Below are 18,401 nucleotides of genomic sequence, written 5' to 3' on the forward strand. Positions count from 1 at the left end.
GTTCTAAAATTTAAGCAAGTGCTCCGGTGATTTTGGATAGATTAGAGTGCAAATATTAATTTTTTGGACCTTTAAGGGAGAAGATTTATCAAAAGTGTTGACAGTTTGTGATTTGCATGTGTGTTTTGTGCACATGTCAGCGCATGGCGCGACCAAGAAACCAGGAGAGGTTAATCATTAATAAGAAATTCGCATTTTTAGCGGGGCTCTTTCTGTCTACACTAATGCCCACGGTAGGATCCGCTCAGGCCCCCGGTGTGACCGAAGACACGATCAAGATCGGGACCTACGGCCCGATTACGGGCCCCTATTTCGCCTTCGGCCGCCTTACGATGAACGGCATGGAGGCCCTGTTTGCTGACGTGAATGAAGCTGGCGGCATCAACGGCCGTCAAATCGAACTGGTGCGCGTCGATGACCAGTGCGACCCGGCTGGGGCCATTTCCGCCGTGCGGCGGTTGATCTTCAACGAAGAAGTCTTCGCCATTGTCGGCGGATCGTGCTCCAACGGCGTGCTTGCAGCGAAAGAGGACATTGTCGAGTCTGGGATTCCCTACATCAACTTCGCGGCCGCTTCGAACAAGATTTCGGCGCCGAAAGAAGACAACATCTTCACGTCGATGCTGACCTCGAATCTCGAAAGCGCGCTGCAGGCCCAATACCTGGCTGATGTCGGCGCGACCTCTGTCGCGGTCGTCGCCCAGCATGATGCATGGGGTCGTGACCGTCATGAGACGCTGATCCCTGCTCTTGAGGAGAAGGGTATCGAGGTCGTCGCTGACGAGGAATTGTCGATGGAAAGCAACGACGCAACAGCTCAGGTCCTGCGCATTCAGAGTGCCCAGCCCGATGCGGTCGTGCTCCTCAGCTATCCCAAACCGGCATCGATCTTCCTTCGGGATTCGGCGCGCCTTGGGTTCAGTAGCACATTCATTGGAACCTCGGTGATTCCCGACCCGGTCGCCTTCTACGAGCAAGTTGCAGTGCCTGGCGCCACGGACAACTTCGTAACCATCTCCCCGAGCCGCCATCCGGTAGACAGCGAGGAGGCCGCAGAGTGGCGTGAAAAGCTCGTTTCGGCTTTCCCGGACGACACTCCGCATTCCTATAACCTTTACGGAATTACCGCCGGTGAACTGACCGTGGCCGCGCTGGAGGCCGCCGGCGAAGACCTGACCCGCGAAAGCTTTATCGCGGCGCTCGACCAAGTGAACGCGCTTGAAACAACATTTGGGCCGGGGACGCTTGACTGCTCCACGCACCAGTGCCTGCAATCAGCAGCCTGGATCAAGCGCAACAGTGATGGCGTCGCTGAGGTCGTAGGTACGTCCGAACTGGACTGACCCGCGGTGCGACCCGAACAATAAGGAAAAGGAACTCCAATGCTGTCCGTCCTACTCACCAGCGGAATCGCAAACGGTCTGCTCTACGGTTTGATCGCACTCGGCGTAGTCGTGCTGTCAAAGGCAGCCAATGCCGTCAACTTTTCGCAGGGAGACCTTATGGCTGTAGGCGGCTTTGTCTCCTATTCCGTAATAAGCGCGGCGGGTCTTGGCCCCGCCGCTGCAATCGTCGCCGTGCTCGTGGTATCCGTGGTCGCCGGGATTGCGAGCTTCCTAATTCTGCGTCCCTTGATGAAGACCGAGCACGTGATGAGCCTGCTGATCGCTACCATCGGCCTGTCTTTTCTGGTCAAGGGGCTGATCCGCCTGATCTGGGGCGGGCAGGGTGACTATCTCGCCGTGCCACCCCTGGTGCAGGGGCCGCCGCTCATCCTTTTCGGTGGGAATGTGATCATTCCGCTGCAGTATCTCGTGATGATGGCCGGTGCCGCAGTCATCATTCTGTTGTTCGCAGCTTTCTTCCGCTTTACCCGCCTTGGCTTGTTCATGCGGTCCGTTGCGGATAATCCGCGTGCCGCGCAGATAGTCGGTATCCCCACGCAGTTGGTGCTATGTTCCGCAATGGTGCTGAGCATCACGGTGACCGCAATCGCGGGCTTCCTTCTCGCACCGGCCACACTTATCTTCCCGGATATGGGCTTTGCGCTGTTCCTGAAAGGGTTCGCAGCTGCCATCATTGGCGGGATCAACAGCCTGCCGGGCGCAATCGTTGGAGGCATCCTTCTGGGCGTTTGCGAGGTGATGGTGTCCGGTTACGTGTCGTCGAGCGCGCAAGAGCTGTCGGCTTTCGTCCTGATTTTCGTCGCACTCATCTTCTTCCCGCGCGGTATCTTCGGCGCGCGCAAGACGCGGAGCGTATAATGCCGGAAAAAATAATGAAACACGCCAAGGGCTGGCTGAACTCGCCAGTCCTGCCAATCCTGATCGCGGTGCTGGTGGGGGCGTTCGGTCTCACATTGAACCCCTACACGCTGTTCCTGCTGACACGGATCGTCATATTCGTGATGCTCATTGTCGGTCTGAACATCATGCTGGGTTACTCCGGCCAGTTCACCTTCGCCCATGCGGCGCTCTTCGGGGTCGGCGCCTATACCACAGGCCTTCTCCAGGTTCACCTTGGCCTGCCCTTCGTGCCGTCGATCATGTTCGCTGTGGTGCTGGTAACCGCGGCGGGGACGCTGCTGGCTCTACCTGCGCTGCGGATCTCGGGCATTCACTTGGCTATCGCGACACTCGCCGTGGCACAGGCCGTTACCTGGGTGCTCGTCAACTGGACCGACGTCACCTTCGGCGCTGGCGGTTTCCGGGCCCCTTCGCTTCGCATGTTCGGAATGGACAAGACGCAAACCATCTTTGTCGTCTCGCTTGTCCTGACGACGGCCGTGTACCTGCTGGTCCGCCAGCTTTTGACCACCAGTTTCGGCCGCCGGTTCATTGCGATCCGGGATAACCAAGTCGCTGCGGCAGCCAACGGCGTGCACGTCACGCGCGTCAAGGCCCAGGCGTTCGCGATCAGCGCGGCTATCGCAGGGCTTTCGGGCGGGCTCTATTCGTCGTTGCTCGGGTTCGTGGCGCCGGAGAGTTTCAATCTCGAACAAATGATCCTGATGAAGATCATGGTGGTGGTCGGCGGCATCGGCACGATGCTTGGTTCTGTCATCGGCCCGATCGTTGTGCTGACGCTTCAGGAATGGCTGCGGGACAGTGAGGGCTGGCTCGAAATAATATTCGGGGGAATGCTTGTGGCTTTCGTGCTTTTCCTGCCGCGCGGGCTTGCACCGCTAATCCTGAACGCGATCACCGGCAAGTTCCGCTCACAGAGTGTGGACGACGCGCCCCAGACGGGTCAGTCGCTCAACGCGGCGCCCAGTGAAAATCGAAAAGACGAGGAGGCGGTCTGACATGCTCGATGTTAAGGATGTATCACTTAGTTTCGCGGGCAATCAGGTGCTCAATGGAGTGGACTTCTCTGTTCAGAGCGGTGAGGTTCTTGGCCTGATCGGCCCGAACGGCGCTGGCAAAACGTCGATCATGAATGTCATAACCGGCATTCACCGGCCCAAGGAAGGTGGGGTCCGGTTCGGAGATACCAGCATTTCCCGCCTGCCGCCCCACCAGATCGCTTCCATGGGCTTGCGGCGGACTTTCCAGACCAGTCTGCTTTGCAATGGTCTGAGTGTTGTCGAGAACGTCATGCTGGGGCTCGAGCCGCAGAATTCTTACAATATATGGTCGGCCTTGGTCGCCGGAAAGACGGCCCGGGCTTGGGAAAACGAGGCGCGCGAACGGTCGATGGAGATGCTGGAGTGGATGGGGATGGCACGGTTCGCGGACCGACCCGGCCAGAGCTTGTCTTTCGGCCAACAGCGTCTGGTCGAAATCTCGCGTGCCATGGTGAGTCATCCGGATGTCCTGCTGCTTGACGAACCCGCCGTCGGCCTTACTGCTCCGCGGGTCGAGGAACTGGCCGAAAAAATAAAGAGCATTCGGGACAATTTCGGCACCTCCATCCTGCTGATTGAGCACGTGATGCAACTGGTGCTCTCCGCCTGCGACAGGGTGGTCGTCATGGCGACCGGTACGGTAATCGCCGACGGCCCACCGGAAGAGGTGACGCGTGATCCGGCAGTCATCGAAAGTTACTTGGGGCGAGGGTACTATGTTGAAAGCTGAATCCATAGAAGTCTGGCGTGGTCAGACTCAAGTTCTCAAAGACCTGAGCCTGGAATTGACATCCGGCGCCATTACCGCGCTTCTGGGCGGCAACGGATCGGGGAAATCCACAACCCTTTACGCTTTGTCGGGGCTTGTACCGCTGAAGTCGGGGCGGATCTGGTCGGGTGACACGCAACTTACGGGCGTTGGCCCGCGCCGCGCCGTTGCTGCCGGCATTGCCCATGTGCCCCAGGGCCGCGAGGTTTTTCCCACCATGAGCGTACGAGACAACCTTTTGGCCGGTGCCGCGACGGTCAAGAGCCGCAAGCTCCGGGCTGAACGGATGGATCGCGTGATGGAGACCTATCCAATGCTGCGCGACAAGCTTCATGTCGCGGCTTCCTCGCTGTCTGGCGGAGAGCAGCAGCAGGTCGCGATTGGCCGCGCCCTGATGACCGATCCCAAAGTGATAATGATGGACGAACCCTCGGCCGGATTGTCGCCTTCCATGGTCGACACTTTGATCGACACGATCCGCCGCCTCGGAGATCAGGGGCTGACCGTTCTGTTGGTCGAACAGAATGTGGGCGTTGCGGTGAATGTGGCGGCCGAGGCCATCGTCCTGCAGGCTGGCAAGATCGCCATGCACCGGCCGGCGGCCGAACTGTTGCGCGATAAATCGGTGCTTGCCGCCTACTTGGGGCACTGAGATGGAGGCGAACTATTCAGGCATGCGTGTCGCGATCAGCGGGGCCGGAGGCGATCTCGGTCAGGCATCGGCGGAAGCGTTTGCCGCGGCCGGGGCTGAACTTGTGCTCGTTGACCGGGATCCGCGTCGCCTCAAGGCGACGGCAGAGAGGTTCGGAGCGGTTCATCACGTGTGCGACCAGTCGGACCGGTCTGCCGTGGCTCGAACCTGTGAGGCCATCGGAGCGGTTGATGTTTTCGTGAACAACGCGGGCATAATGGTGCGGAAAAACCTTCTCGATCACACCGATGACGAGATCGATGCCGTTCTCAACGTCAATCTTCGCGGGTCGATCCTTATGGCGCTTGGCATGGCCCGGCAGATGCGCTCAAACAAGGGCCGCCGCGGGGGAGTTATCTGCAACCTCGCCACGCAGCATGCGTTTGCTGGCGGAGGCGGGCGCGGCATTTACGCCACCTCGAAAGCTGGCATCGTTCAATTCACGAAAGCGGCCGGAGCAGAACTCGCGCTTGAGGGTATTCGCGTCTTCGCCATCGCGCCGGGGCCGGTTGCCAATGCGATGACCGCACAAGCGCGGGAAAGCGCCAGCTATCGCGATGCCGTGATTTCGCGGATGCCGATCGCGCGGTTCCTTGAAAGCGGGGAAATCGCGGATTTGATCGTACAACTCTCACACCCCGACATGACCGCCGTGGTCGGCACCACGGTGCTTGCTGATGGCGGGGGAATTCTGACCTGACCCAGGAAAGCTGAGCCATGGCACTCGAAAACCGATACCCGAACGTGTTTCAGCCGATCGCAATCGGCGGCGTCGAAATTCGCAATCGGATCTTCCTGCCTGCGCATACGACCAATTTCGCCGAGAACTTCCTGCCGACCGACCGCCATATAAACTACTTGCGCGAACGGGCGGAAGGCGGTGTCGGGCTGCTGTTCATGGACCCGCTGCGAGTACACCCTACCGCACTTGGCAGGGCCGCCGGGCTCGCCGGGGCTTCGCAGGAAAGCCTACCCAAGCTCCGGGACATCACCGCGATAATCCGGGGTCTCGGGGCCCGCATGTTTACCCAGATCACCCATACCGGGCGTCACAGCGACAATTTCACCGACCGTTTGCCTGCATGGGGGCCGTCACCCACGCCCTGGACCACTTCGGGTGAACTGCCTCACCAAATGACTGAACGCGAAATGGCCGAGGTCAGGGATTGCTACGCCACGACTGCGCTGTTTTCGATCGATGCCGGGTTCGAGGGAATGGAAATCCACTTCGGACACGGCCACCTCCTGCACCAGTTCCTATCTCCCGCCTGCAATTCGCGCTACGACGGTTATGGTGGCAGCTTCGAGAACCGCTGCCGGTATCCCTTCGAGGTGCTCGACCACGTGCTGAAGGCGGTGGACGGCCAAGTGCCTGTTGGTGTTCGAGTCTCCGTCGAGGATCTGATGGCGGGGGGCTGCAGCAACGAAGAGGTGACGCGGATCATCGAGCGCGTTGCGAGAACGCCGGGTGTGGCCTTCATTCATGCCTCTGTCGCGGCATATCATTGGCCAAGTATCGGCCACCACGTGGCCGACATGAGCTATCCGCCCCACCCGTTCTTGGCGCGCACACTGGAGATCGCTCAGTTCACCGGTGATGTTCCTTTGCTTGCGGTCAATCGCTATCGCACATTGTCGCATGCGGAAACGGCCCTTCAGACCGGCGCAATCCATATGGTGGGCATGAACCGTGCACACATGGCGGATCCGTATCTTATCTCCAAGACGGCAGCGGGGGATGAAGCCTCGGTACGGCCTTGTATTTCCTCCAATCATTGTATCGGGCAGATCGCTCTGCATCGTCCCATCTCTTGCATGATGAACCCGCGCGTGGGCAAGGAAGGCCAATGGCACGAAACCATCGAGCCTTCGCGCGACCCCCGGCGTGTCCTTGTCATCGGGGGAGGGCCGGGTGGCATGGAGGCTGCCCGGGTGGCGGCCTCGCGCGGTCATGACACGACACTATGGGAGGCATCGGACAAGCTGGGCGGGAAGCTCCTGCTTGGCGCAAAGGGTCATCGCAGGGGCGACCTGAACGAGATGCGGACTTATCTTTTGAACCAGGTTGAAGCAGCCGGAGTCCACATCGAAACTGGCCGGACTGCCACGGCCAAGGATGTTGCGGCTTTCGGACCGGACCATGTCGTTCTGGCCTCCGGAGCGGTGCCGTCGACCCACCCCCCTGGGCTGGACCGGAGTATCGAGGATGCGATGGAAGACGAAGCCGGGAACTGGACCGGACGCAAGATCTTGATTGTCGATGTCTCGGGTTCCTGGGCCTCGCTATCGGCGGCCGAGACACTTGCCGCACGTGGCGCCGAGGTCATGGTGTCATGCTCGCCAGACAGCCCTTTCTGGGACGTGAATATTTACTCGCGCATGATCGCGATGGAGCGGTTGTCCGAACTGGGCGTCCGCCTGCGTCCAGGGCTTTCTCTGAAGGGGCACGACAACCAGAGCCTTGTCTTTACCAACAAGTTTACCGGGGAAACGGAGACTTATCCTTACGACGAGGCGCTTTTCGCTTCTCGGGGGAAATCCGCCTTCACACTGCAATCCAACATCGAGGCGCTCGAATTGCCGCTCTCGGTGGTGGGCGATGCGCTTGCGCCGCATTCGCTTTTCGAAGCGATGCACGATGCGCAAGCGGCCGCCCGAATGATCTGATCTGAACTTAGGAAGGAGTTAAGATGTCCACTCTCTACACCACCAAGGCAACTGCGTTTAACGGACGTGACGGCCGAGTTACGACTGAAGATGGCGCTGTCGACCTGGCGCTGGTGCGTCCTCCGGAACTTGGAGGCAAGGGCGACGCCGGCACCAACCCTGAACAGCTCTTTGCCTGCGGTTACGCGGCCTGCTTCGGTGCCACTTTGCAAGCGCTCTCCCGACCTCGCAAACTGTCCCCCAGCCGCAATGAGGTGAAGGCCGAAATTGGATTGGTGAAACGAACCGAGGGAGGTTTTGTTCTGTCTGCAAAGCTTCAGGTGATATTGGCCGGCATATCACAGAATGAGGCGGAGGAACTTGTTGAGGAAGCGCATCGGACCTGCCCTTACTCGAACTCGATCCGCCAAACGATCGATGTTGAAATCGAGACCATTGTAGCCTGATTGGCGGGGTTCGTGCGAGATTGTTCAAATGCCTCTGGTATGTTTGGGGTATCCGTCTGGCCGGAACATCCAGTCCTCAAAAAGAATTGATCCGAGCAAGATTTTATCTTTCACTTGTCCCGGTTCGGTGTCCTCGCCGGAATGCATCGGATAGCAGTGGCTGTTCCACATAAAATTCAAAGCATGCCCGGGACATATCTCTCCCGGGCATGCTTTATTTCCGGACGGTGACCAATGCGCCGAATTTTACCGGCTCGCCAACATCTTCGCGGAAGTTCCATCCATGTTGGAGAAGGCGGTTTCGACAGAATACGTGCGCGTGATCGCGTCATCTCGACTTCGGACAATGGTGAAGGAAACCTTGCCTGCACTGCCGGAGAGGTGCGGCAGTCGGACGTAGTCAACAGCTGATAGACCGCCGTCTGCTGATGAAAGTGTTTGGGATGAGGGGAGCGAGTGTTTCATCGCAAGGAACTGGTTCCCTGCGAGCCAGCCCGGAAATTCGCGCCCGCACGAATTGACCGGTCGTCACTTCGTTCAAGCTAACAGAGCCTTACGCCTGCGTAGGAATTTCCGCTTGAGATGGTGGGCACCTAAATTCTTCGATGGCCGTGGGATGTTTGAGGCCGGTCCGATGTCCGTTGACAAATCGTTGTCGAGCGGCGGGGAATTTTATGGCGACGCCGGGAAACATATTCAGCTTCCGGCATGTTTTGTTGGCAATCAAGAATTGGCGTTTTTCGCCTTGTTTCTCGGTTCCTGTCCCTCTAAACGGGTCGGCGGAGACGTGGCCGAGTGGTCGAAGGCGCTCCCCTGCTAAGGGAGTAGGCCCGGAAGGGTCTCGAGGGTTCGAATCCCTTCGTCTCCGCCATTTGCCATAAGCCATTGAAGAGTAAGGGTGTACCCGCATGTGGCACACCCTACCGCGTGGTGCATGTCGTACCACAAGGAGCAATCGGCCAACGTGTCAGGCAGCGAGGCGTCTGGCATGCAGTACCTCTTCAAGCCGAGAGATAAGGGCTACTCGCTCCGTATGCCTACGCCGAGTGTCCTTGTCGGGACCGAGAACCCATGAACCGGGACGCCGTTCGGGATCGAGATTAAGCTCGGACTGGACACGCGCCACCACGCGGAAATGGTTCGGATACGAGATGTTCGTGTTGGTCGGATACGGCAACTCGAGGCGGATGCGCGGCCAGTAAAGGGCAACGCAGTGTGGGCAGAATCATCGACTTGCCTTTTCAGCAAGCTGTTGAGGCGACAATGCTCCAATGCACCTTTAGCGAAGACGGTTTTCTTCACTGAACAGCTCATGCAAGACCCGCTCGTAAAAGCGTTTCTCTGACGGCTGGTGCGCGCCTTGTGACTGCCCGACGCTTGCTTTGCCGGGACGTTCGTCGCAGCTTTGAAGTTCCTCTTCGAGTTGCTGAACTGCCGTCACGGATTTTTCAATTGCGCCTTTGGTTCCCGTCCGAGACAACAGACGCGTCGATACAGGGTTGCTGAGCAGCACCTCTATGCGATCGTCGTCGATGTAGCTACGGATCCGGGCCCCGAATAGTTCTCCGAGGTTCTTTGCTCTCAACAAGTTGGCGGAAGATTTGGTGCTATGGACCAGGATCACGAATATCCCGCTGCCACGATAGGAAAAGACGCATTCAAATTCCTCTGTGGCGCGATGGATGGAATAGGCCATGCTTTGGATCGCTTCACGAAACTTTGTGCTGCCAGCAAGATCGTAGAACAGTCTCGCGTCGTGCAACATCACCGAAACGGCGTAGGATCCGAAGATCTTCGCGCGCGCCAAATGGGACACGTAATTTTCAAACTCGATGTATCGCAAGAAGGAGTCCACGTCGCCAATCGAAATAGGGTCATCGAAACTGAACTGATGAACCTTGGCGGTCTTGAGCTTCAGCTTACTCAGGGTTTCCGTGCTTTTCTCAGCCGCTCGTCGCGCCTGGACAAGCTCGTGCGCGCATTTGATGCGGCTGCGCAGTTCATGGAAATCGAATGGCTTATTGATGAAATCGGATGCGCCAGCGCGAAATGCGGCGTCAATGTATTCTCGATCCCTCATGGCCGTCAGCATTAACACGGGCGTTTCCGCGTATTCCGGCAAGGCACGCAAATCGGCGAGCAGTTCGATGCCGTCGATGTCGGGCATTTGGATGTCCAGAAGCACGCAATCGAAGGGCACGTCTTCATCCAGGATGATCTCGAATGCGTCCGCGGCAGAGCTTGCGGTCAGAACGTCATAGTCTTCCAGCGTCTCGAGCGCGGTTTTGACCAATTCCAGAATGCTGGGTTCGTCGTCGACGACGAGGACGCGAAATGCTGGCTCTTCATCGGCCATCTTGTGCAGCCGTCGCTGAAAAGCGTCTTTGTCGTGATCTGAGATTGACATGTTCCATGCTCGCTGGGTTGGGATCTGCACGAACACCTTCCTCAATCAATTTGATCAATTTGAGGCATAAACACCAAAAAATATAGACTATTGTGCCAGAATTATGATGCCAGACTGGCCCGTATCTGATGTTGGGTCGGCAATTATGACAAGGCGTGGTGCCCAACGCGCCTATACCGCGGGACCTTTTGCAGAGGATGTGTGTGGCGTATTTGTGGCTGATATTTTAAAGCTTTGATCTTTACGCAGCAAGCTTGGGATCTGGCTTGCGCAACCTCAGGTTTCCTTGCGGCGGATTGCAACGGATGCTTAGCGTTCTGACGCTTGGAAAACCTGACGCCATGCGCTGATGGCCTTGAAAACGCCGGAGTTCGAAAACGCTGCGAAAACCCGGTCGTTGCCGTCCTCTGCAACCAAGACCTGGACGTCCTGCGTGATCGCGAAAGCCGAGCAGGATGGGCACGCCGTATCAATGCGGCAGGCAATTTTTCGACTTTCGGCTTTCGACAAGACGATGTCTCGAAGAGACTGCAGCCGTTTCGTGAGCTCGCCGTCAGACCCATGTGTCAATATCCGACCATTGCTTTCCTGGTAGATCCACCCCAAGCACTGCGAGTGTGACAACTTGAGAAAGGTCTTCAGCCGGTTTTCGAAACCTGGTTGATGGCCGAATTGGCTCATGTGCGTTGCGGTACAGGTCGTGCCTTGTGTCATTATGGCTGGCGCCCGTCCGGCAAGGCGCAAGCGCATCGGGCCGGATCGAAGGAACAAGGCTTTGATCGCCTTTGCGTATTCTCGCGCGACGGCGTCCGCGTCGCGATATCGCTCATTGTCGGGTTCGAACTTATTCTCGCCGATTTTCAATTCGATCAAGCGTCGATTGGAGACCACGATTGTTGCTTCCGTCCCCTTATCGGAACACAGGGCAAACGTGCGCGGCAACACCGTTTCATCGATTTCCTGCGTAAGACGGCTGATCAACCCGGCAAAGTCCCTCGCAGGCATATCTTCGCTTCCGCTTAATGCTTCGCTCGGTGCCATCACACGGTCAAGCATGCCGCGCAGTAGGTGCGCGGTCGCATTGTCATTCATCGTAGACGCGGTTTTCGAATGTCTTTTCACGTCGCCCCCGCCATGTCAGCCAGGATTTTCTGAGCTGACCGAGTGGCAAGCGGAACATCCGACAGGTCATCGCAAATGCAACACACAACATCCGGATTGCCCGCTTGGTATCGCACGAATACCCGGAGTTCATCCGGCATGGCCAGAACCACGAGATCATTGTCGCCTGACATAAGGTCAGACATTTCGAAATTCGCCGATGCCTGGCGCAGCACTTCGTCCAGGTACTCTTGCTTGTACAGGTCGGACGCACTTGTGCGCAGGGCGAGTCCCGTCGAGATGTCGCCGAACGAGGCAAGGGTGCAGCTTGGCACCGTCTGCCTCAGTTCATCGAGGCGCTCCGAAAGGGACATCGAGGGATCCATGGGACGCAGGTCTGCTAGCCGTTTGCCATCCGGGCCTTGACCGGCCTTTCGGTCCGACCGCGCATCTGGGTCAGGACACGCACACGCTTGGGAACAATACTTGCCGTCTGGTCTGCGGCGGCCGGGAAAGCGGCTGCTTCTTTGCCATCGTCATCAGACGGTGTCTCTGCAGCTTTTTCATCGGATGCGAAAGCTTCAGCAGGCATGTCGTCCGAGTGAAGTGACGCCGGTTCGGCAAATGACACCGCGGAGGTCTTCATCAGGTTTTCGACCAGATCATTGATGAAATCCGCGGCCCCGCTGGCGCGCCACTTCGCCTCGTCCTCTCCGGCGGCAATAGCCTCGGTGATTGAGATGGGGAACGTTCCGCGGAACAGCCCCTGCGTTTCCTTGCGCACGCGGGTCATCACGCGATTGAGGTCCCTTTCGGAATGGAACTTGTCGACCTGGGTCACCAGAAGATAGTTCTCTCCGTTGGTGCGTTCCGAAATCTGTTGCCACGTGGCGGCTTCCGATTGCCGCCAGGCTTGCGTCGCTTGCGTGCACCACACGACACTATCAACCTCGTCCATGACAGACATCCAGACATCCGACGACATGCTCGGATCCGAGATCCCGGGCATGTCGATCAGGTCGCAGATTTCCAGCGTATCGCAGGGCTTGTAGAGCCGGATCAGGCGCGTCTCTTCCAGTCTAACCTGTTCGATCTCGTCGATGTCGATACGCGTCTCGACCCCATCGTGCCCCACCGCATAGGCGGCCTCTTCGCCATGGCTGATAAGAACGGGGGGCAGACGCGTCGCCGTGATCTTGATCGGCAGGGGGTTCTCGCCGAGAAAGAGCTTGATCAAGGTGCTCTTGCCGGCGCTGAACTCGCCCATCAGGGCCAGACGGGTTTTGCGGGGCGTCCCGCCAGATGCATCATGGGTCACCGGTGTCTCCTTCGTCATGTCGCGTAGCGCCGGAACGTCTCGAGCGTGTCCTCGAGCTGTCGTTCGCGGTTTTCATTTTCGGATGCGTCGAACAGGCTTTTGGCATTGCCTTGGCGTTCTGCGTCAGAGGTCAGGCTGATCAGGATGCTTCTCTGCTCTTCCAGGAAATGCTCCAACTCTCCGAGCAATTCCGCCTGAATATCAGCGGTTTGCACGTCCTTCATCTGGACCATGAAGTCTTCGGTTTCGGCGCTGATGAGATCGCCGAACTTCTTTGCGAAGGCCTTGTAACCACGCATCCTGCGCCACCAAAGCGACCACCAGCTATCGTTGAAATCCAGCGCGATCGTCTGGCTGAGCGAGACGGGTGCGGGCACCTGGGGGACGTCCGGCACGGCAAGCTGGATGCCTTCCACGGCCGGGCCAAAGCCACGGAACAAGAGCTCCGCGGTCTCGGTCACGGCTTGTTCGTAAATTGCCTTTGCGGATTTGCGTGCCTGGTTGCCCATGGCGGAATAGGCCGATCGCAGCAGCACGCGAAGTCCGGTTGGATCGTATTCCCAGACATGTTCGTCGCCGTAATTTTCAAGGTGGCCAAGCAAGGAGTGTGTTGCGCGTTCAACGAAATTCGCATGGGCACGATCGGCGCGGATCCTGTAATCGTCGAAGATGCGTGACAGCTGCGACTCAAGCGTTGCGACAGTGTCTTCTGCCATGCGCTCGAACGCTGCCAGTATCTGTTCCGAGCTCAGGTCGCTGGCGACGCGCTCACCTTCGACCCGGACCGTCCGGACCGCCTGTTGCGACGTTGCGATCGTGGTTGCGGAGGAGGCAACGCGTTTGAGGAACGGCGCGCCGAGACTGGTTACGATCTGGTCGGACACCGCTTCCATCAGTTGCGGCAGGCCCGACATTTCCCAGATCACGCCCACGGGTGTGTTGCGGGTGAACTTTTCGCCCAGCACAGCCCTGCAGAACGAGACGAGAGCATCTGCACTGGCCTTGTGCATGGACTGCAACTCGCCCGTAAGAACCATGTTTGCCCAGTAGGCGCTTCCGAACACAAGCTGCGCGTCCTCAGGACCGCCATTGAGCTTGAGCGTTGCGCGGATACTGTCCTCGATCTCGGACATCTGGTTCGCCGGATCCGAAAGCTCGTCGATCCGGTTGACGAAAATTATCACGTCGCGCGATTTCAGGTTCGAGATCATGCGCAGAAGCGCCATGTCCACCGACGTCAGGGCTTGCGTGGCCGACAGGACAACGATGCAGACACGGCTGTCGCGCAACGCCTGGATCGTGACCAGCTCGCGGACCATGAATGTATCGTTCACGCCGGGCGTGTCCCGAAGACACATGCGGAACGGAACGCTCTGACAATTCAGAAAGAGCTCGGCAGAACGCGTGATATCGGCAAATCGCCCTTGGTCGTCAGAAATCGCGTCTTGCGCATCCACGTCGAAATCGTCGCCGAGGCAGATGTAGCGTTCGAGCAAATTCTTGTCGAAATAGCTGTATTCGTGCTCCTGCCCCATGAGCAGCTCGAAATTCCGACCAAGACGCGCCTTCGACATCGCGCGCATCCGCTCGATTTGCTCCTGAATCTTTGCGAGTTCGCTGTCTGCTCCGGCACGGTCTGCCAATTCACCGATGCGCCCGCCCTTGGTGGTCAGTCGTGCCCATTCGTCTTCGGTCATAAAGCGGAACCGGGCACCTTTCTCGGCGCGTTCTTTTGCCGGGGTCAGATGCAGGGATGTCACCACGGACGTCCACGGGTTGACGTCGGATGGCAAGAGGTCGGACCAACCGGCAATCGCGTTGATCAATGCTGTCTTGCCGGCCTTGACCTGTCCGAGAACGGTCACGCGAGGCTCGAACGTGGCCAGTTCGTTCTTCAGGCGATCAATCGGTTTCCGGCTTTCCTCGCCCACGAGTTCGCCAAGCGCGTCGATGGCGTCTTCAAGTGCCTCGGTGTCCTGGGCGAAATCCGCGAGTTTTTCCATGCCAGCCCGCAGGTTGGACGGGCCTGACGAGGCCCGAATTTCTGTCGCAGTATCAAACTTCGCTTCGATGTTCATAAAGGCACCTGTTGTTCGCGCAGTCGCGGCGTGGTCTATGTGTTGTCCTGCTCGGCGCTCGCGCTTGGGTAAAAACTGCCCAAGAATTGTGGTCATAGTTGGACGTGTGTGCGAGAAAACATTGGCTCTCGCTAACTTCCGGCAGCCATCTTTCCCGCCAGTTCCTTGCGCAGTTGAAGCACCAGCGCGACGGCATCGACGGCTGCGTCTTCGCCCCGTTCAAGTTGAAAGAGCATCAGCATTTCCTCGCCATCCTGCAGATCACCCTGCAGCGCATCCGTCGCGGCGTTACCTGTTCCCGATCCCATGAGGTTGCTTACGGAACGGATCGCGTCGCTGCAGCAGTCGATTATTTTCGTGCTGTCAACATCTTCGCTTTCATCGAGCGCATCGAACATCTTGCCCGCGTGGCGCTGCAGCACATCCACGGCCTCGGACAAAAGACCGATCGTTGTTTCATCACGCGCCTCGTCATCACGAGGTGCTTCACTCCGGAGATCCTGCGAAACGTCTGTCTCGGTCTCGCCCACAGGCGTTGGCGTTGCTTTAGGGGCCGCGGGACGTTGTTCTGCGTCCGGCGGCATTTTGAGCGCGAGACGATCGAGGAAGACCCGCGCCTGGTCGATGTCGGCGGTCCTGCCGTGTCGGATGTGCCGAGAGACCAGTTGCATCAGGCTCTTGCCCCCACTGGCCGCCCACAACGGGTCATTGACGTGTTCTGCGCCGGTCTGCGCGGTGACGCCCTGAATGGTTGCAACCGGGAACATCCCGAGGAACTCGTTGCTGACGATGGGCTCCAGCCGCGCGATGTTGTCGTTCAACACATCGCGCATCAGCAGCTGATCCGCCTGTGTCAGGGCAAGAACACTGTGATCCTTGATGTGATCCGGAACCGCGGACCAGAGCCTCTGTTCTTCCTGGGTGAAATCCTGACTGCACCAGATAACGAGGTCAGCGCGCGAAATCACGGCTTCAAGCGCGCTCTGACGTTCCTCCTCCGTGCCGTCCAGACCGATTTCAATGTAGTCCTGCTGAATAAGGTTCGGATCGGGCAGTTCCTGGCGGACGCGCAAGGCGTCCGTGGGTATCTCGCACTGCTTCAGGAACCCCCGCACCATCGACACCGAGCCGTCCGCGCGTTCGATCAGGGCCTGTTCTGTGTCGCCGTACGAAAGTTCGAAGACCGGGACCGTTTGATCGTGTCCGACATCGGGATGTGCCGACATCATTTCAAGCAGCTTGGTTTTTCCGCTTCCCGCGAAACCGGTTACGACAACCTGCACCGGCCTGGTCAGGAGCGACAGAAGCCGCGCACCGCACCGCGCATAGGGTGGTGGCAGATTGCCACGGTCAAGCACGCGTCCAAGACGATCAATGACGGGGTCCAACTGCTCGGCGGTGTTCATTTTTTCTCCGATCTGCCTTACCCGGCCGCGGACTTGGATCGTCTTACGCGAGCCAAGATCGTAAGCGTTTCCGTTCTGCCGTTATCGAGGCGTTCGACGGTTTCATGCACGTCCGCAGGTTCTGCGAAGGCACCTTTCTTCAGCACTTTCACGACGCAGATTGCCAGATTGTCCTGTGCGGGATCATCCAGGTTCTTGATCTCTTCGGCCAATACGGCGCTGATCCTTTCGGCAGAGTTCTTGTGCTGGAACCTCAGCAAGCTTTCGATCTGTTCTTCCGAGATGAACTGGAGCCCATCACTCGCCGAGATCAGGATATCATCCTCGAAGAGCGTGAAAGCTACGTCGGGGCAGTCTATCTGATTGATGTCCTTGCCAATCAGAACCGACGTCAGACAGCTTTGGTCAGGGTGCTGCAGCGCGTCCTCGCGGTTCATGAGCCCGGACCCGACAAGATATTCGACCTGCGATGATAGCGCGTGGTTGTCGTTCAGGCGCGTCAGAGTTCCGTTGCGGAAAAGAAACAACGGAGAGTCTCCGACGGACACCCAGTACAAACGATCCTCTATGAAGATGGTCGCGAGCAGCGTTGCCCCCATTCCATGAGCCTCGGGATGGGATCGCGCGTAGTGCCCCACGCATTCATTGGCATTCAAGGCAGCCCCCTTGAGCGCGTCGCATACCCGCGACTCGAGAAGCTCCGGATCGCCGGATTGTAATTTCAGGCCGCTGAAGACCTCGGTTACGACGATCTTGCTGGCAATGTCACCAGCCTTGTGTCCGCCCATGCCATCCGCCAGAACGACAAAGCCGAATGGTTGGCCCGATGGAAAATCCGAAGCGAGTGCATCCTCTTGACGCTCGCGGCGCCCAAGCTCGGTGACCATCGCGGAGTCGTAGGTGAAATCAGCCTTGGTTTGCATAGGCCCGGCCCGCGTCTGTTTCCTGATCCCAGGAAAAGCCCTGGCAGCAGAGAGGCACAAACCGCAGCGACGTTTCGCCGATCATGATCGTGTCACCCGCCGCCAGTTCCTCGGTGCTCAAGACAGGTCTGTCATTCCGGCGAACGATGTTCGCCTTGCCGCCGTGTCCGATGAAAAAGCCTTTGTGCCGGGCGTCGTATGCAATCGAGGCATGGCCTGCGCGGGAAATGCTGTTGTCACCAAAGTCGAGACGCACGGTCTGATCTTCGCCCCGGCCGATCGTGCTGACACCCTGAAACAATGTGAACGCCGATCCACGCCCGGGCCCGTCGACGACGATGAGCCAGCCGACGGGGAATGACGTGTAGGGCGCCTCACTCGCCTTGTCGTTATCCGACATTGGGTCCGTTTCCGTCTCCATTGCCGTGTTGAACCCGAGTAGCCTTGTCTTGACGCGTCCGTGACGGCTGGCACCGCGACCAACGGCCGGTTGCGGGACCTCGACGGCCGCGCGCGGCTCGGCGGCGGGTTGCGGGGCGGGACCGGCCTGCATCGTCGGCTCGGACGGACCGGCAGGGCGCATGGACTGTTGTGGCATCCCGGCCCTTTGATGCGGTGCCGCGTCACTGGTCTCCATGGGGCCGGGTTCTTCCGTGAATTGCCCCGCGCCGGCACTGGGTCCGGCAGGAGATGACGCTTGAGTTTTCGTACCGTCATTCGTGCCGATGACGTCCCACGGGTCCAGATCTTCCTTCAACAACTCATCGAGTTGATCCGACGTGGCCTGCATGGAAGGCGCGTCTGCCGTCTCTTCTACCTGAACGGACATCGTCGGGTCCGCGTCTGCACCATGGTCCTGTGCGGCCGTTTGGCCGGAACGCGCCTCTGCGGCAGGTGTAGTGACCCCGGAACCGAAAACGTCATCCTCGACGTCCTCATAGGTCTCGAAGGAGTCGTCGTATTCGTCGAGAAAGAGGTTCGGCTCATCGGAGTTGGCGAAGAACTTTGCGACCTCCTCGCTCATGCCTGGATCCGCATCCGTCTCGTCTTGCAGCTGCGCCGGAGTTTCAATCTGGGTGTCGGACCCGGATGCGTCGTAGCCGGTATCAGTGTGGCGACCCAAAACAGCGGCGGAAGACATATCTGGGACGCGCGCCTCGGGTGCAGCTGTGGTTGCCATCGGCATTGCGGAAGTCGAGCCGTCCGCCTGCCGTTTCTCGCCAATGATGTCGCGAATGAATTTCATGTT

16 protein-coding genes and 1 tRNA gene are annotated in these 18,401 nt (G+C 58.6%); 9 read left to right on the top strand and 8 right to left on the bottom strand.

Features of this window, described 5'->3' with window-relative positions:
- Positions 1 to 257: 257 nt before the first annotated feature.
- The 9 genes from C2I35_RS12420 to C2I35_RS12465 all read left to right on the top strand — a co-directional run bounded on the left by C2I35_RS12420 (position 258) and on the right by C2I35_RS12465 (position 8,790).
- Complete coding sequence (locus tag C2I35_RS12420; RefSeq protein WP_170067198.1) at positions 258 to 1,343, top strand: ABC transporter substrate-binding protein; 1,086 nt, start codon at positions 258 to 260, stop codon at positions 1,341 to 1,343.
- 39 nt (positions 1,344 to 1,382) lie between these two features.
- On the top strand, positions 1,383 to 2,264 hold the full coding sequence (locus C2I35_RS12425) for a branched-chain amino acid ABC transporter permease (protein ID WP_103763349.1): 882 nt from the start codon (positions 1,383 to 1,385) through the stop codon (positions 2,262 to 2,264).
- A 14-nt stretch (positions 2,265 to 2,278) separates the two neighbouring features.
- A complete protein-coding gene (locus tag C2I35_RS12430) occupies positions 2,279 to 3,304 on the top strand; it encodes a branched-chain amino acid ABC transporter permease (protein ID WP_170067199.1) in 1,026 nt (341 codons plus the stop codon).
- A 1-nt stretch (position 3,305) separates the two neighbouring features.
- A complete protein-coding gene (locus tag C2I35_RS12435) occupies positions 3,306 to 4,076 on the top strand; it encodes an ABC transporter ATP-binding protein (RefSeq protein ID WP_103763351.1) in 771 nt (256 codons plus the stop codon).
- Positions 4,021 to 4,767 (top strand): ABC transporter ATP-binding protein, encoded by a 747-nt coding sequence (locus tag C2I35_RS12440; protein WP_146050029.1) that lies wholly within the window; start codon positions 4,021 to 4,023, stop codon positions 4,765 to 4,767. The genes C2I35_RS12435 and C2I35_RS12440 overlap by 56 nt, the downstream gene beginning before the upstream one ends.
- Before the next feature lie 22 nt (positions 4,768 to 4,789).
- Positions 4,790 to 5,506 carry an SDR family NAD(P)-dependent oxidoreductase gene (locus C2I35_RS12445; RefSeq protein WP_170067200.1) on the top strand — a complete coding sequence of 239 codons (717 nt, stop codon included), beginning with the start codon at positions 4,790 to 4,792 and terminating at the stop codon, positions 5,504 to 5,506.
- A gap of 17 nt (positions 5,507 to 5,523) precedes the next feature.
- The gene (locus C2I35_RS12450) at positions 5,524 to 7,473 is read left to right on the top strand and encodes an oxidoreductase (protein WP_103763354.1); all 1,950 of its coding nucleotides are present in this window, start codon (positions 5,524 to 5,526) and stop codon (positions 7,471 to 7,473) included.
- A 23-nt stretch (positions 7,474 to 7,496) separates the two neighbouring features.
- Complete coding sequence (locus tag C2I35_RS12455) at positions 7,497 to 7,919, top strand: organic hydroperoxide resistance protein (RefSeq protein ID WP_103763355.1); 423 nt, start codon at positions 7,497 to 7,499, stop codon at positions 7,917 to 7,919.
- Between the two features lie 781 nt (positions 7,920 to 8,700).
- Positions 8,701 to 8,790 (top strand) — tRNA-Ser (locus C2I35_RS12465).
- A 408-nt stretch (positions 8,791 to 9,198) separates the two neighbouring features.
- On the opposite strand, the gene C2I35_RS12470 is transcribed toward C2I35_RS12465, so the two are convergent.
- The 8 genes from C2I35_RS12470 to C2I35_RS12505 all read right to left on the bottom strand — a co-directional run bounded on the left by C2I35_RS12470 (position 9,199) and on the right by C2I35_RS12505 (position 18,398).
- On the bottom strand, positions 9,199 to 10,356 hold the full coding sequence (locus C2I35_RS12470; protein ID WP_146050030.1) for a response regulator: 1,158 nt from the start codon (positions 10,354 to 10,356) through the stop codon (positions 9,199 to 9,201).
- Between the two features lie 279 nt (positions 10,357 to 10,635).
- Positions 10,636 to 11,418, bottom strand: coding sequence for a hypothetical protein (locus tag C2I35_RS12475; RefSeq protein ID WP_103763358.1), 783 nt, complete (start codon positions 11,416 to 11,418; stop codon positions 10,636 to 10,638).
- 26 nt (positions 11,419 to 11,444) lie between these two features.
- Positions 11,445 to 11,801 (bottom strand): hypothetical protein, encoded by a 357-nt coding sequence (locus tag C2I35_RS12480; protein WP_146050031.1) that lies wholly within the window; start codon positions 11,799 to 11,801, stop codon positions 11,445 to 11,447.
- Between the two features lie 26 nt (positions 11,802 to 11,827).
- Entirely contained in the window at positions 11,828 to 12,745 is a 918-nt protein-coding gene (locus C2I35_RS12485) for a dynamin family protein (protein ID WP_245890479.1), read from the bottom strand.
- Positions 12,746 to 12,759: 14 nt separating this feature from the next.
- Positions 12,760 to 14,748, bottom strand: a complete 1,989-nt coding sequence (locus C2I35_RS12490; RefSeq protein WP_245890480.1) for a dynamin family protein — start codon at positions 14,746 to 14,748, stop codon at positions 12,760 to 12,762.
- Between the two features lie 206 nt (positions 14,749 to 14,954).
- Positions 14,955 to 16,229, bottom strand: a complete 1,275-nt coding sequence (locus C2I35_RS12495; protein WP_103763362.1) for a P-loop NTPase family protein — start codon at positions 16,227 to 16,229, stop codon at positions 14,955 to 14,957.
- Positions 16,230 to 16,246: 17 nt separating this feature from the next.
- A complete protein-coding gene (locus C2I35_RS12500; protein ID WP_103763363.1) occupies positions 16,247 to 17,152 on the bottom strand; it encodes a PP2C family protein-serine/threonine phosphatase in 906 nt (301 codons plus the stop codon).
- Positions 17,136 to 18,398 carry an FHA domain-containing protein gene (locus C2I35_RS12505; protein WP_103763364.1) on the bottom strand — a complete coding sequence of 421 codons (1,263 nt, stop codon included), beginning with the start codon at positions 18,396 to 18,398 and terminating at the stop codon, positions 17,136 to 17,138. The genes C2I35_RS12500 and C2I35_RS12505 overlap by 17 nt, the downstream gene beginning before the upstream one ends.
- Positions 18,399 to 18,401 lie beyond the last annotated feature (3 nt).

The organism is Roseovarius confluentis, assembly GCF_002917925.1.
GTDB lineage: Bacteria > Pseudomonadota > Alphaproteobacteria > Rhodobacterales > Rhodobacteraceae > Roseovarius > Roseovarius confluentis.

Bases quoted from the DNA above. Each gene is read 5' to 3' on its own strand.
- C2I35_RS12450 (WP_103763354.1), top strand. From the start codon at position 5,524: ATGGCACTCGAAAACCGATACCCGAACGTGTTTCAGCCGATCGCAATC.
- C2I35_RS12425 (WP_103763349.1), top strand. From the start codon at position 1,383: ATGCTGTCCGTCCTACTCACCAGCGGAATCGCAAACGGTCTGCTCTAC.
- C2I35_RS12445 (WP_170067200.1), top strand. From the start codon at position 4,790: ATGCGTGTCGCGATCAGCGGGGCCGGAGGCGATCTCGGTCAGGCATCG.
- C2I35_RS12500 (WP_103763363.1), bottom strand. From the start codon at position 17,152: ATGCAAACCAAGGCTGATTTCACCTACGACTCCGCGATGGTCACCGAG.
- C2I35_RS12480 (WP_146050031.1), bottom strand. From the start codon at position 11,801: ATGTCCCTTTCGGAGCGCCTCGATGAACTGAGGCAGACGGTGCCAAGC.
- C2I35_RS12430 (WP_170067199.1), top strand. From the start codon at position 2,279: ATGAAACACGCCAAGGGCTGGCTGAACTCGCCAGTCCTGCCAATCCTG.
- C2I35_RS12475 (WP_103763358.1), bottom strand. From the start codon at position 11,418: ATGAATGACAATGCGACCGCGCACCTACTGCGCGGCATGCTTGACCGT.
- C2I35_RS12490 (WP_245890480.1), bottom strand. From the start codon at position 14,748: ATGGAAAAACTCGCGGATTTCGCCCAGGACACCGAGGCACTTGAAGAC.
- C2I35_RS12435 (WP_103763351.1), top strand. From the start codon at position 3,306: ATGCTCGATGTTAAGGATGTATCACTTAGTTTCGCGGGCAATCAGGTG.
- C2I35_RS12455 (WP_103763355.1), top strand. From the start codon at position 7,497: ATGTCCACTCTCTACACCACCAAGGCAACTGCGTTTAACGGACGTGAC.
- C2I35_RS12505 (WP_103763364.1), bottom strand. From the start codon at position 18,398: ATGAAATTCATTCGCGACATCATTGGCGAGAAACGGCAGGCGGACGGC.
- C2I35_RS12495 (WP_103763362.1), bottom strand. From the start codon at position 16,229: ATGAACACCGCCGAGCAGTTGGACCCCGTCATTGATCGTCTTGGACGC.